The organism is Chryseobacterium sp. ERMR1:04 (assembly GCF_001297705.1).
Classification (GTDB): domain Bacteria; phylum Bacteroidota; class Bacteroidia; order Flavobacteriales; family Weeksellaceae; genus Chryseobacterium.
On sequence record NZ_LIRF01000004.1, the window covers coordinates 607,496 to 619,365 of the forward strand.

At 34.6% G+C, this 11,870-nt stretch carries 12 protein-coding genes; 3 read left to right on the forward strand and 9 right to left on the reverse strand.

The window, feature by feature from the left end:
* Window positions 1-4: 4 nt before the first annotated feature.
* Window positions 5-781 (forward strand): hypothetical protein, encoded by a 777-nt coding sequence (locus AMQ68_RS10205; protein ID WP_123905660.1) that lies wholly within the window; start codon window positions 5-7, stop codon window positions 779-781.
* Window positions 782-855: 74 nt separating this feature from the next.
* On the opposite strand, the gene AMQ68_RS10210 is transcribed toward AMQ68_RS10205, so the two are convergent.
* Window positions 856-1,863: an NAD(P)H-dependent glycerol-3-phosphate dehydrogenase gene (locus AMQ68_RS10210; protein ID WP_082384019.1), complete on the reverse strand. Its 1,008-nt coding sequence runs from the start codon at window positions 1,861-1,863 to the stop codon at window positions 856-858.
* Window positions 1,864-2,111: 248 nt separating this feature from the next.
* Window positions 2,112-2,924 (reverse strand): hypothetical protein, encoded by an 813-nt coding sequence (locus AMQ68_RS10215; RefSeq protein WP_054510521.1) that lies wholly within the window; start codon window positions 2,922-2,924, stop codon window positions 2,112-2,114.
* Between the two features lie 886 nt (window positions 2,925-3,810).
* Between AMQ68_RS10215 and AMQ68_RS10220 the strand changes: the two genes are divergently transcribed.
* Complete coding sequence (locus AMQ68_RS10220; RefSeq protein ID WP_082384014.1) at window positions 3,811-4,845, forward strand: M23 family metallopeptidase; 1,035 nt, start codon at window positions 3,811-3,813, stop codon at window positions 4,843-4,845.
* Between the two features lie 75 nt (window positions 4,846-4,920).
* Here the strand turns inward: AMQ68_RS10220 and AMQ68_RS10225 are convergent, their stop codons facing one another.
* The 5 genes from AMQ68_RS10225 to AMQ68_RS10245 all read right to left on the reverse strand — a co-directional run bounded on the left by AMQ68_RS10225 (window position 4,921) and on the right by AMQ68_RS10245 (window position 8,798).
* Window positions 4,921-6,087 (reverse strand): MBL fold metallo-hydrolase, encoded by a 1,167-nt coding sequence (locus AMQ68_RS10225; protein ID WP_054510522.1) that lies wholly within the window; start codon window positions 6,085-6,087, stop codon window positions 4,921-4,923.
* Between the two features lie 12 nt (window positions 6,088-6,099).
* Window positions 6,100-6,753: an NAD(P)-dependent oxidoreductase gene (locus tag AMQ68_RS10230; protein WP_054510523.1), complete on the reverse strand. Its 654-nt coding sequence runs from the start codon at window positions 6,751-6,753 to the stop codon at window positions 6,100-6,102.
* Window positions 6,754-6,811: 58 nt separating this feature from the next.
* Window positions 6,812-7,222 carry an Rrf2 family transcriptional regulator gene (locus AMQ68_RS10235; protein WP_054510524.1) on the reverse strand — a complete coding sequence of 137 codons (411 nt, stop codon included), beginning with the start codon at window positions 7,220-7,222 and terminating at the stop codon, window positions 6,812-6,814.
* A 66-nt stretch (window positions 7,223-7,288) separates the two neighbouring features.
* Window positions 7,289-8,239: a hypothetical protein gene (locus AMQ68_RS10240; RefSeq protein ID WP_054510525.1), complete on the reverse strand. Its 951-nt coding sequence runs from the start codon at window positions 8,237-8,239 to the stop codon at window positions 7,289-7,291.
* 124 nt (window positions 8,240-8,363) lie between these two features.
* Window positions 8,364-8,798, reverse strand: coding sequence for an FKBP-type peptidyl-prolyl cis-trans isomerase (locus tag AMQ68_RS10245; RefSeq protein WP_054510526.1), 435 nt, complete (start codon window positions 8,796-8,798; stop codon window positions 8,364-8,366).
* Between the two features lie 176 nt (window positions 8,799-8,974).
* Between AMQ68_RS10245 and AMQ68_RS10250 the strand changes: the two genes are divergently transcribed.
* On the forward strand, window positions 8,975-9,973 hold the full coding sequence (locus tag AMQ68_RS10250) for a catalase (protein ID WP_054510527.1): 999 nt from the start codon (window positions 8,975-8,977) through the stop codon (window positions 9,971-9,973).
* Between the two features lie 136 nt (window positions 9,974-10,109).
* Here AMQ68_RS10250 and AMQ68_RS10255 read toward each other — a convergent pair whose 3' ends face one another.
* Both AMQ68_RS10255 and AMQ68_RS10260 read right to left on the reverse strand, forming a co-directional pair.
* A complete protein-coding gene (locus tag AMQ68_RS10255) occupies window positions 10,110-11,150 on the reverse strand; it encodes a TerC/Alx family metal homeostasis membrane protein (RefSeq protein ID WP_054510528.1) in 1,041 nt (346 codons plus the stop codon).
* Window positions 11,151-11,236: 86 nt separating this feature from the next.
* On the reverse strand, window positions 11,237-11,845 hold the full coding sequence (locus AMQ68_RS10260) for a TerD family protein (protein WP_054510529.1): 609 nt from the start codon (window positions 11,843-11,845) through the stop codon (window positions 11,237-11,239).
* Window positions 11,846-11,870: the final 25 nt, after the last annotated feature.

Below are 11,870 nucleotides of genomic sequence, written 5' to 3' on the forward strand. Positions count from 1 at the left end.
AAAAATGAAAAAACGTATTTACATATTCTGTATAACAGCTTTCTTATTAAGTATGTTTACAAAATCGCAGGTGGGTATCAATACAAATACACCTAGTGCAAGCAGTAGCCTGCATATTAACGCTTCAAACAAAGGCGTTCTTTTTCCACAATATGACCTTACGGTACTGAATAGCACGACTACCCCAGTTGCAAATCCGGTAGATGGTCTTTTGATATTCAACAAAGGAGGAGTCTCTATTTATCCAAAAGGATATTATATCTGGATAAAAAACCAATGGCAGCGTATTGTTCTTGCAGGATCACAACCACAAGCCATGTCATTGCTTATCGGCCCTTCTGCTTTAATTCCGGCTAACAGTACCAATAATACCATTACCGGATTTACCGTGGCTGAAAATAAAATTACAGGAGCATCACTTGGTGCTGATACTTCTACCATCACATTACCGGCAGGAACTTATATTGTACGGTACTCTGTAGACACAAGTAATTCAGGTACTAATACAGGTCCTGCCAACACGCAGTCTCTTTCACAAAACCTGACGTGTACCCGTTCTTATTTAATTAATGCGGCCACAACTGCCACTATCACAGAAATGAACCAAATGTGTCAGCTATCCAGCTCATTTACATTTTTTCAGGGAACATATTTTTTAAAGCTTCTTACCCCTACAACCATCAAACAGAAGTTTGAATTTGATACAGGTAACGGATTTACCGCAAGTAATCTGAATGTACGGTCTTCATATACGCTTGTAATCACAAAAATGAGTCAATAAAAAAACTTAAACCCTGAGAGTTTAAGTTTTAAAATATATTTGAACAAGGTTTTAGAGATTAAAACCTTGTTTTTTTAATTCAATTTTGCAGTTAGTTTCTTGAACTGTTTCTCTGCATTTTTACCTTCATACAGAATCGCGTAAATGGTATCTACGATAGGTAATTTAAGATTTTTCAGTTTTGCGGTCTTATAAATAGAATCTGCAGCGTAATATCCTTCCGCCACCATATTCATCGACTGAATCGCAGATTTTACCGTATATCCTTTTCCAATAAGGTTTCCTAAACTTCGGTTTCTTGAGAATAATGAATATGCCGTTACCAGTAAATCTCCCAAATATGCACTTTCATTAACATCTCTTGGCGCTTCATAGATTGCTTCCAAGAAAGTTTCCATTTCACGGATCGCATTGGAAACGAAAACAGCCGTAAAGTTATCTCCGTAGCCTAATCCGCTTGCAATCCCTGCTCCGATCGCAAAAATATTTTTAAGAATAGCGCTGTATTCGTTACCCAGAACATCTTTGCTGGTATGTACTTTAATGAAATCTGAATTGAAAATAGTAAATAACTTTTCTGCTACCTCATCTTCTACCGTTGCTATGGTAAGATAAGAAAGCCTTTCCATCGCTACTTCTTCTGCATGACAAGGTCCTGCAATCACAGCCTGATTTCTAAAGCCAATTTTAAATTCATCCCTTAAATAATGCGCCACCACATCATTCACCTTAGGAATAATTCCTTTGATTGCTGAAACAAAAATTTTGTCTTTATAGTCACAATTCATTTTATCCAGCGTATCCGACAGATAAATAGACGGTGTTGCCAACACCACAATATCACAAGCAGAAACCAATTCATTGATATCTGTTGTTAATTTTAAATTTTTAAGATTAAAATTGGCTGCCGTAAGATAGCTCGGATTGTGCCCGCGAAGTTCAATCGCCCCTTTTACAAACTCACTTCTTACACACCAATGCACAACTTTACAGTTCTCAACAAGCATTTTCACAATCGCTGTTGCAAAACTTCCACTTCCCACAACACCCACTGAAACCTCCTTTTTATTCTTTTTAGAAATTGAAGATTCTGAAATTATTTTCTTTTTCGTCATAATTGAAATGTGAACTGCAAATATATTAAAACAAAGATTCAACAAAGCTTTTGAAAGGATGATAAAAGCCATTTTCTGAAAAAATTAACATATCTTATCTTTTTCATTTTTATTAAATCTCCCAACGTTCATAAAAATTGAATCCAAGCCAGAAGTACATAAAAAAAAGCCGAAGGAAAAAACCTTTGGCCTTAGTCTTAAATTATTTGAAATCATTATTCATTAAATTCTACAATCACCTGATTAAATGGACTTCCAAGCCAATCAACTGCCGTACCCCATATATCATTCCATTTTCTGGTTGCAGAGTTAGATGTTAGAAGCACATGAACAAAACCTTCACCTGTTCCTCCATTGGGTTCTCCAGAGGCAAACCAGTTTTCAGTAGAAGCTGGATTAGTACTCCAATTTACTCTAAACTCTTCACCTGTGATCCATTGAGTTAAAGCAACTTGGCCAGGTCTCTGAATTTTAGCCATCCCAATCCAAATATTATTTTTCAAACCGTATCCTGTGGCTGGATCAATAATATTAGTATTAACCCAAGTACGTTCAACAGCATTTGGTAAAGTTGTTAGATATCCTCCCAACTCTTTCGCCAAAGTAAAAGTATTAAAAAAATTAGTTCCAACCGAAAGTTGATATGCACAGTAGTAATGTCCGTTTACAGGCCATTGCTTACATCCCAATTCCGTTACAGTAGCACCACCAGGTGCAGTAGGGGGCACCACTTTATTAGCTATAGGTTGTGGTTCATATCCTAAAATTGAGGTAGAAAATCCGTTACCACCATTACCGCCACCGCTATTACCGCCACCTCCAAAACTGTCTCTTGAAACCTTTTTGAGATTCCCATCATTATCGGTTACAATTACATCATCCATACTACTTCCTAAAGGAAGTTTTCTCACTTTCGTATTACCGTTAACATCTAATGTGGCAGTAGGTTCTTCAATATTAATCCCAACTTGTGAGTATATCAGTCCCGAACTCAAAATAGTTAATAAAATTATTAAATCTTTTTTCATCATAATTTGTTTTAAATAATATCTAGAATTCAGAAGAAATTGACTGTCCAGTTCTTATTTAATCCTCCCGAAAAATTCTAACGACAAATTTAGTTTAGAAAAGCAAAACATATTTTACTACCTAAACACTTCCAATACATAAGTGTTTAAATTTCAAAAACATAACAAAATACAATAAGTAGAATTCAAGTAGGAAATTTTCAGAATACGATACAAAAACAAAATAAAAAAAATAAAATAAGTAGAATTCAAGTAGATAATTTTCTTAATACAATACAAAAAAGCAACATAAAAAAACAAAACAAGCAGGGTTCAAGTAGATAATTCCTTAGTGCAATACGAAAAAGCAACATAAAAAAACAAAATAAGCAGGATTCAAGTAGATAATTTTCCTAATACAATATAGAAACAGGCAATTTTCAAAAGTCAGGCTAAATGTCATTTGATGACTAAATGCAACCTCATAAAATAATAATGTCTGCTATGAATGTTTATATATCTTAACAACCAGATAAGAGATGCTCTGTTTCCCATTACAACACTACATGTGATTTCAAAATATCTATTTTTAAAAATTACATTCGCACTTCAATCGAAAAATTTGATATTTTTTATAAATTGAGACCTGAAGATATCTTTTCTTTACTCAATCCTAAGAAATATTGTTCATTTTCAAACATTATATTACAAATGAACATTACCTATATTAACCTTTAATAAAAATAAATAGTCTCGTTAAAAAATGATCAAATACATATTTTTGCAATGAAGTTTAAACAAAATTTAACGAACCCTACTAAATATTTGTTAAAAACGAGTCATAAACCTTATTTTTAATTAAATTTGTAAGCTTAAAACCGTTTTTTAATATACTAAGAGAAGAAATATGAAGAAATTTCTAAGCAGCAAGAAGAACATAAACATCCTTCTGGGAGGACTTTTATTCGTTGTTTTTGTACAAGGAGTTTTCATAGCCAAATTATTTTCTGAAAGAGATAATAAAAACTATGAGGTAAATCTTGTGAAAATAAACACTGAAAAAGACAGTGTAGATTACTTAAAAATGAAAACAGATCTGGGTCTTGTAGACCAAACTGTTGCTCAGCTCAACTCATTCTTAAAATCAAAAGATATTTCGAATGAAAAGCTAACCATTCTTAGCAAAGACAGTATTTCAAGTTCTGTGTATCTGGCTAAACAATCTAACCGATACAGCCAATATTTAATGGATTTACAGAAAAAATTAATGCAAGTTCCATTGGGAATGCCTACAGAAGGTCATATTTCATCAAACTTTGGAGTTAGAAAAAATCCTATTCCTTTTAAAACAGTTTACGCCTCGGTAAAATCAAATGTAGGATCAGAATCAAAACCAACAGCTGTTGCCGCAGCTTCAAAACCTGAAGTAAAGGCAGAACCCGTTGAAAAAACAATTGAATTAACAGACAGCTACGGAAATAAAAGAGAAGTAAAAGTAATGGTTACGCCGAAATCAGCGCCTATTGCTTCGGCCCCAGCTGCCACTTCTTCAAAATCTATTGCCAGTAATTCTAATTCAGGATCTAAAGCGCCTGTTGAAAAAAACAATCCACCCGCTGAGGCAGATCAAATGCAGTTCCACAAAGGGTTGGATATTGGTGTTGCTTTTGGGGCCGATGTTATCGCAACTGCTGCGGGAACCGTCATTTTTTCAGGTCAAAAAGGAGGCTACGGAAACTGCGTGATCGTATCTCACGGAAATGGACTCGCTACATTATACGGACATTTATCTCAATTGGTAGCGAAAGTAAATGAAAAAGTAAAAGTAGGTCAGGTGATCGCAAAATCCGGAAATTCCGGACGTTCTACAGGACCTCATCTTCATTACGAAGTACACAAAAACAATACACCGGTAAATCCGAAATTGTTTATGAATTTATAGAAAATGATTACACTTGATAGAGTTTCGGCGGCACCTTTGGTGCCGCCGAAACTTTTTTATATCAGTCAGAAAGAATTATTGTACAATTTTCATCGTTCCTTTTGGATGATCTGATGATCCATCTGCTTTCAAGATATTCGAATAAATAATATTCTTATTATAATCCTGAACATTCACAACGTTGATACCAAGCTTCGGTTCTTTCCAATAGACCATAAAGACATTTTTAGAAACTTCGGTTGCAGTGTATTCAACCGTATCTGAAATTCCACCTGCTCCGACAAAAGACATTGTTTTATTATCTTTAAAATCTAACACAAATTGAGTGGTTCCAAAGTTAACTTCTACTTTTCGTCCGATGGCTGGGTAAGGAGATCTTAAATCCCAATTCATTTCGCCTAAGAAAACTTTAACTCCCATCGCCAATTCATCTTTTCCAGGAAGGCTTGGATATTTCGCTACAATAAAATTGACAATCGACTCTGAAGTTTTATTTTCGGTGACTGCTTTCTTATAATTTTCAAGATAATTTTTAACAAAATCAAGAGCAGTTGGTGAAAGAGACCGTTTTATAAAATGTGAAGGGACAACCTGTGTAGGGTTCAATGCTTTCATGGCATCAATTTGTCCTATCCATTCGTCAATTGCTTTTTGATTTTGTGTATCCGTCATCCAAAGATGAGAATCTACAGAAACTGAAATACCGCCTACAACTGTTTTCAAAGAAGGAATCCAAAGAAAACTATGCGCTGAATCATCAGGATTTTGTTTAATTTCAATTGTATTCCCTTCCAAATCAGGAATTGAATTTACCGCTTCCGGAATAATAATTTCTGAAGGTGCATCTTCTTTTAGTTGAGGTTTCCAAACTGCCAGTTTATCATCTTTTGAAGCAGAAATAAGATAAGCCGTTTGTGCGGTGGAAATAATTCTCACATTCGGAAATGCTTTCTTAATGACATCCAATCCGAAATAAAAATCGGGGTCACTGTGCGAGATAAAAACCGTTTTCAGATTCTTTCCGGTTGCTTTAATTTCCTTTACAAGTTGTTCAGCATATTGCTTTTGAAACTGTGCATCAATAAGTATTGCCTCTTTATCTCCATAGATGATGGTTGAGGTAATTGGAAAAATCGCTTTCGAACCCGGATTATAGACTTTGATCTTCAAATTTCCGGCAAATACAATACTTACAAAGCTCAATAAGGTGAGTAGTGATAATAATTTCTTTCTTAACATCATTGACTTTTTTAATTAGTAAGCAGCAGTAAAACGCTCACGAATGTGATTATTTTGCTCTAATTCATCAACTAAAACTACCGCAACATCTTCTACAGAAAGAATGCTTCTTCCCTCTTCATTTACCACAGGAGTTTCTAAAGAAGTTCTGTATTTTCCTGTTCTTGTTCCAACATTCGCTTGATTCATTTCGATAGCAGGGCTAAAGAATGTCCAGTCTAATGTGCTGTTTTCTTTAATTTTATTTAAATAATCTCTTGCTGCCGTTGCCCCTGGTTTGTAAGCTTCAGGAAAATCTGGAGTGTCTACGATCTGAATATTCTCAGGCGTGTAAAGGCTTCCTGCTCCACCTACAACGATCAATCTTTTAACACCAGAGTTTTCCACCGCTTTCTCAATGTTTTCAGAACCTGTAAGGAAATCGTTGTAAAGATTTGGGTTCGTCCAACCTGCGTTGAATGTGCTGATAACGGCATCACTTCCTTTTAATGCTTCTGCTAATTCATCGATGTTATTGATATCGATACTTTTTGCTGTTACTTTTTCATTCTGCTCCACTTTAGAAGCATCTCTCACGATAGCTTCTACCGCATATCCTCTGTTTGCTAATTCGTTTACGACTTGAGTTCCAACAAATCCTGTTGCCCCAATTACTGCTACTTTTTTCATAATATTTTATTTTAAATTAATTGTAATAAATCTTGTTACATTTAGGTGTAAAAAAATTTTAATCGAACTGATCTGTGAATTGCTTCAATGACTTATCTCCTAAAAATTTTACCACCAATTGATCTGTTTCTACAAACAAATCATTCAGATGATTATTGATCTCACGGCCGACGCTGCAAACAGGATTCGGATTATTATTCTTTTTTCCTAACACTTCAGAATTTTTCACTGCTGAATAAATTTCAGAAATTGTTATAGAATCTGCACCTTTTGAAAGTTGACTTCCACCCTCTTTACCTTTTCGGCTTGTAATTAAACCTGCTTCTCTAAGAACACTGATCTCTTTACGTACCACCGCCGGATTTATATTGATGCTCCCCGCCATCCACTCAGAAGTTAACCACTCCTGCGGACTTTTAGCCAGTAAGGTCATAATATGTATCGCCGTAGCAAATCTTGTATTGTTCATCTTAATTACATGGCAAATATACATCAATTTTCAAATGTAACAAATTTTATTACAGTTAAATTTTTCTTAAAGAATTAATTTGTCCAAATCCAACAGTAAATAATTGATATTCTGATTAATCGTTCGTGTAGCCGACTGCATTTGGTTCAACATTGCTGCTCTATTATGAAGATCATCTGACCTGTAATACCCACCATCACTGAAAATAACAGATTGATCAGCTTGTGTTTTACTGTCATCAAACTGATAATGCAACCACCTTTCTTTCATACTCTGAATAATGGAATGTGCCTCTTTATTTGAAAATTTCTTCTCGGTATACATATACCAAATGAAGGGCGGAAAGTTCGGAGACTCTAATTTCTCTCTCCAAACATCTCTTAAAAGATTTCTTGAGTGTACAAATTCTACTTTTTTCCCCTTCGGATTAAGTGTAGCCAAACCAAAGCCTGCTCCCAGAGCTCCCCCACCAATATCGATGGCGCTACTCCAGGCATCATCTTTTACAATTCCTCCTGCGATAGAGGCTGCAGCACCTGCCACAATAGAATATAAGATCAGTTTCTTACTTTTAGAATCATTCAGATTATCTACATAAGACCCAATTTGGGCCACACGTTCTCCTTCACAGTCAAATTCTGCTGCAACGGCATCCAATTCTGTTAGAGAAATGGTTATTTTACTATTAATAATGGTTTTAAGCTGTAATACTTTAACCTGAGAGGTTAGAGAAGAATCTTTTTTAAGCTCTATAATTTTATGTACCTCATCCAGATTACCCAATGCATTCAAGATCAAAATGCTTTGATCAGAAAACATGGGCTTCAAGTCTTTATTCGCTAATACAATAGAATCTGAATTGTAAGAAGGTAATTTATTAGAATAATTATATTGAAAAGGTGCTTTACAATAGCTGTCTTTCAACGTAAGGATATTCTGGTTTATCGCCTGATTTTTCTTAGAAACACAGGAAGTGATTATACTAAGAGCAGTTAAAAGGTAAAATATTTTTCTCATTCAGGGCTGTATTATTTGTGTAAAAATAGAATTAACCATACTTGATTAACGCTATACGAATATAATCAAATAAAAAAATTTACCCGAAGCTCAGGTAAATTTTTTATTGATAAGTAAGGTAAGATTATTTAATCCCCAACAATTCTACGATGAAAACAAGCGTACTGTTTGGTCCGATATCTTTGCTTACTTCTTGCTCTCCATATGCTAAGTGTGCAGGAATGATTAATCTCCATTTACTTCCTACAGGCATTAATTGCAATGCTTCTGTCCATCCTTTAATTACTTTATTCAAAGGAAAAGAAGCTGGCGTTCCTCTTTTTACAGAGCTGTCGAAAACTTTTCCACCAATCGTAGTTCCGTGGTAGTGACATTTAACCATAGATTTAGGACCTGGTTTTGCACCATCTCCTTCGGTAATGATCTCATACTGCAAACCACTTGGCAATTGCACTACACTTTCTCTCTTACCATACTCCTCCATGTATTCCTTACCATCGTTAAGGTTTTTCTCCGCTAATTCTTTTTTACGCTTAAATAACAAATCTGCTACTCCCATAATTGATTTTTTTTACAAAGATAAGATTTTGTAGATGGAAGAGTGAAGCCAGAGGATGGAAGTTTTATAGCTGTATAATTGCTCTTATTTTACAGCTCTCAAAAAATTCAAATAAGCTTAATACTATCGTAACACATATCTCAGAACTTGGCGTTATAATTGAATTTAAAAACTAAATGCCAGATCCAATAAAATATAATAAGAAATTTGACGAACTTAATGAAGAGGAAAAAGAGCTTCTGGAAGTCTGTAAAAAAAGCATTGCAGATTTTGTAGAGCAATCTTCTTTAATAAGTGACGTTAACCACGCTACAAGAAATGCACATGCTAAAACCTATGCCGTTCTAAAAGGTGAATTCATTATAGATCCCAATATCCCCAATGAGCTAAAGCAGTTTTTTGACAAGGAAAAATTTGATTTAACCATAAGGCTTTCCAATGCTCATCTTAAAATTAAAAATCCTAAAAAAGACATTCCTGCGTATGGTTTTTCGGTAAAAATAAAAGATGAAAACGGAAGTTTAATTGCCAATTATCCTTTGGTGAATTTCCCATTATTCCCAGTGAATTCTGTGAGTACTTTTTTAAAACTGTTTACTTCGGTTAATCGGTTTTTTGTAAAAAAATGGAGTTCTTTTTCTTTACTAATGCAGGTTTTAAAAATCATTCCATCAACTTTAACAGGTTCGTTTATCAAAAATATCATCAAGCTATGGACTAAAAGAAATGATTTCTTTCTGTCTTTTGATTATCATTCGGTTGGAGCCTACCGTCTGGGAGAGCATATGATTAAAATAAAACTGAGTCCAAAAGGAATAGATAAAAACTTTGGAAAGAAAGTAAAAACTAAAGAAGCCCTTGAAGATTATTTTAAGTCAAATGATTTTACTGCGGATATTCTTATTCAAGTTTGTTATGATTTAAAAAGACAACCCATCAATAAACTGAATGTTGAATGGAAAAAAGCACCGTTCATTAAAATCGGAGAAGTAAAAATAGAGAAAGACTCACTTCTTAATCCTCGCTCTTGTGAAAATGAACTATTATCTTTTAATCCTTTTGAAAGTAAGCCTTTCTTCCAACCGGTCGGGAGAATACAGAAACTCAGAAATGAAGCCTATAAAGTGTCTTTACAAACCAGATTGAAGATTAATAAGCTTTTGAAATATAAATAACGAAAGAAACAGGATTGTCGATTTTGCTTCGCAAGTGAATGATGAATGTTATCTTATAATTTAAAATAAATTTTAACGCAAATAAAAAAGGCTCTACGTTATGTAAAGCCTTCCTATATTTTAATGATAATTGATATTATTCTTCAATTTTCTCTTTTTCTTCGTCTTTATCAGGGAAGATGATTGATAAAAGAACCGAGATTATCAATACTCCACCCACAATTCCTAATGAAACTGGTGATGAAATGTGAATCCATGGTGCTATTAGCATTTTAACCCCGATGAAAGATAGGATAATCGCTAAACCATATGGCAACTTGCTGAACATGTGAATGAAGTTCGCCAACAAGAAATACAATGATCTAAGACCTAAGATTGCAAAAATGTTTGATGTATATAAGATAAACGGGTCATTAGAGATTGCAAAGATCGCCGGAATTGAATCTACTGCGAAAAGTACATCCGTAAATTCTATAACCGCTACCACCACCAAAAGAGGAGTCGCCATTTTAATTCCGTTTTGAACGGTGAAGAATTTATCTCCAACATAATTATCTGAAACTTTCCAGAATCTTTTGATCAATCTTGCCCCTGCAGTATTGCTGTAATCTTCATCATCATCGTCGTCACCGCCTCCCCAAGATTTGATACCTGCATACACAAGAAACAAACCGAAAAGTACCATAACAATATTAATCTGAACTGCTTTTCCTAAAATAGTCATCTCAGGTAAATACGTTAAGTTGATAAGACCAACGCCTGCAAAAATAAATATCGCTCTGAATATCAAGGCTCCGATAATACCCCAAAACAATACCTTATGATGAAGGTACTTAGGAACTTTAAAGAATCCGAAAACAAGGATAAATACAAATAAATTATCTACCGACAGTGCTTTTTCAACCCAATAGGCTGCTTGATATTGCGTGAATTTTTCTACTGCTAATGCGTGGCTTCCCGGACCTAAATCTGAATTATAAACCCAATACACAACGCCTGAGAAAACCATAGACAGCGAGATCCATACCACTGACCAAATCGTAGCTTCCTTAGAGGAAACTTCGTGACTCTTCTTATTGAAAACCCCTAAATCCAGGAGTAACATGATAACCACCGTTATCGCAAATCCCCAGACCAGGCCAGGGTGTAATTCTAAAATACTTTGATGTTGTTCCACTATATATGTGCTTTTATATGATAAAAGCAATAACTGTATGATACACAATTATTGCCGTTTTATTTATTTTATTGATTTATAATTTCTTACAAATATTTTTGCTGAACGGTCTTTATCGTTTCTTCCAATTTTTTATCCGCTGTAGGATCTCCAATTGCGTTGAATTTCCATTCTCCGTTTCTCTTATAGAAAACGCCCATTACCATAGAAACATGACCTTTAAAAGATGCATCATTCGCAATGTCATATTTAGCAAAAACCTCTCTTACATTTTTAGGGCTTCCTTCATAAATACGGATAGAAGCAAAAGGAATTGTTCCGAAATCCTGACCTCTATAGCTGTTTAGCACCATCGCAACGTGCTCTACACTTGCATCTAATTGACTGAAATCAACCGTGATTACTTCATTATCAAGACCGTCATCTCCGTCTACATCTCCTGTTAAATCATCTCCACTGTGCTTTACAGAACCATTTTTAGATTTTAGGTTTCCGAAATAAATTACTTCTGTAGCATTTTTATTCGAATCATATAAAATACAGCTTCCATCTAAATCTACTGCTTCTTTTTTAGTCCCAAAAAAACCTTTTTTCTCAATTGCTCCCCAGTTGATTCCCACACAAGCTTGTGTAAGAGCCGACCCGTTTTCCTTCGTAAGGTTTATTCTTTGACCTTTTTGTAAGTTAATAGCCATCTTTTAATGTTTAGTTGTTTATTAT

What these genes read in the sequence shown, in the direction of transcription:
- AMQ68_RS10205 (WP_123905660.1), top strand. Translation starts at nt 5, where the DNA reads ATGAAAAAACGTATTTACATATTCTGTATAACAGCTTTCTTATTAAGT.
- AMQ68_RS10215 (WP_054510521.1), bottom strand. Translation starts at nt 2,924, where the DNA reads ATGAAAAAAGATTTAATAATTTTATTAACTATTTTGAGTTCGGGACTG.
- AMQ68_RS10220 (WP_082384014.1), top strand. Translation starts at nt 3,811, where the DNA reads ATGAAGAAATTTCTAAGCAGCAAGAAGAACATAAACATCCTTCTGGGA.
- AMQ68_RS10225 (WP_054510522.1), bottom strand. Translation starts at nt 6,087, where the DNA reads ATGATGTTAAGAAAGAAATTATTATCACTACTCACCTTATTGAGCTTT.
- AMQ68_RS10230 (WP_054510523.1), bottom strand. Translation starts at nt 6,753, where the DNA reads ATGAAAAAAGTAGCAGTAATTGGGGCAACAGGATTTGTTGGAACTCAA.
- AMQ68_RS10235 (WP_054510524.1), bottom strand. Translation starts at nt 7,222, where the DNA reads ATGAACAATACAAGATTTGCTACGGCGATACATATTATGACCTTACTG.
- AMQ68_RS10240 (WP_054510525.1), bottom strand. Translation starts at nt 8,239, where the DNA reads ATGAGAAAAATATTTTACCTTTTAACTGCTCTTAGTATAATCACTTCC.
- AMQ68_RS10245 (WP_054510526.1), bottom strand. Translation starts at nt 8,798, where the DNA reads ATGGGAGTAGCAGATTTGTTATTTAAGCGTAAAAAAGAATTAGCGGAG.
- AMQ68_RS10250 (WP_054510527.1), top strand. Translation starts at nt 8,975, where the DNA reads ATGCCAGATCCAATAAAATATAATAAGAAATTTGACGAACTTAATGAA.
- AMQ68_RS10260 (WP_054510529.1), bottom strand. Translation starts at nt 11,845, where the DNA reads ATGGCTATTAACTTACAAAAAGGTCAAAGAATAAACCTTACGAAGGAA.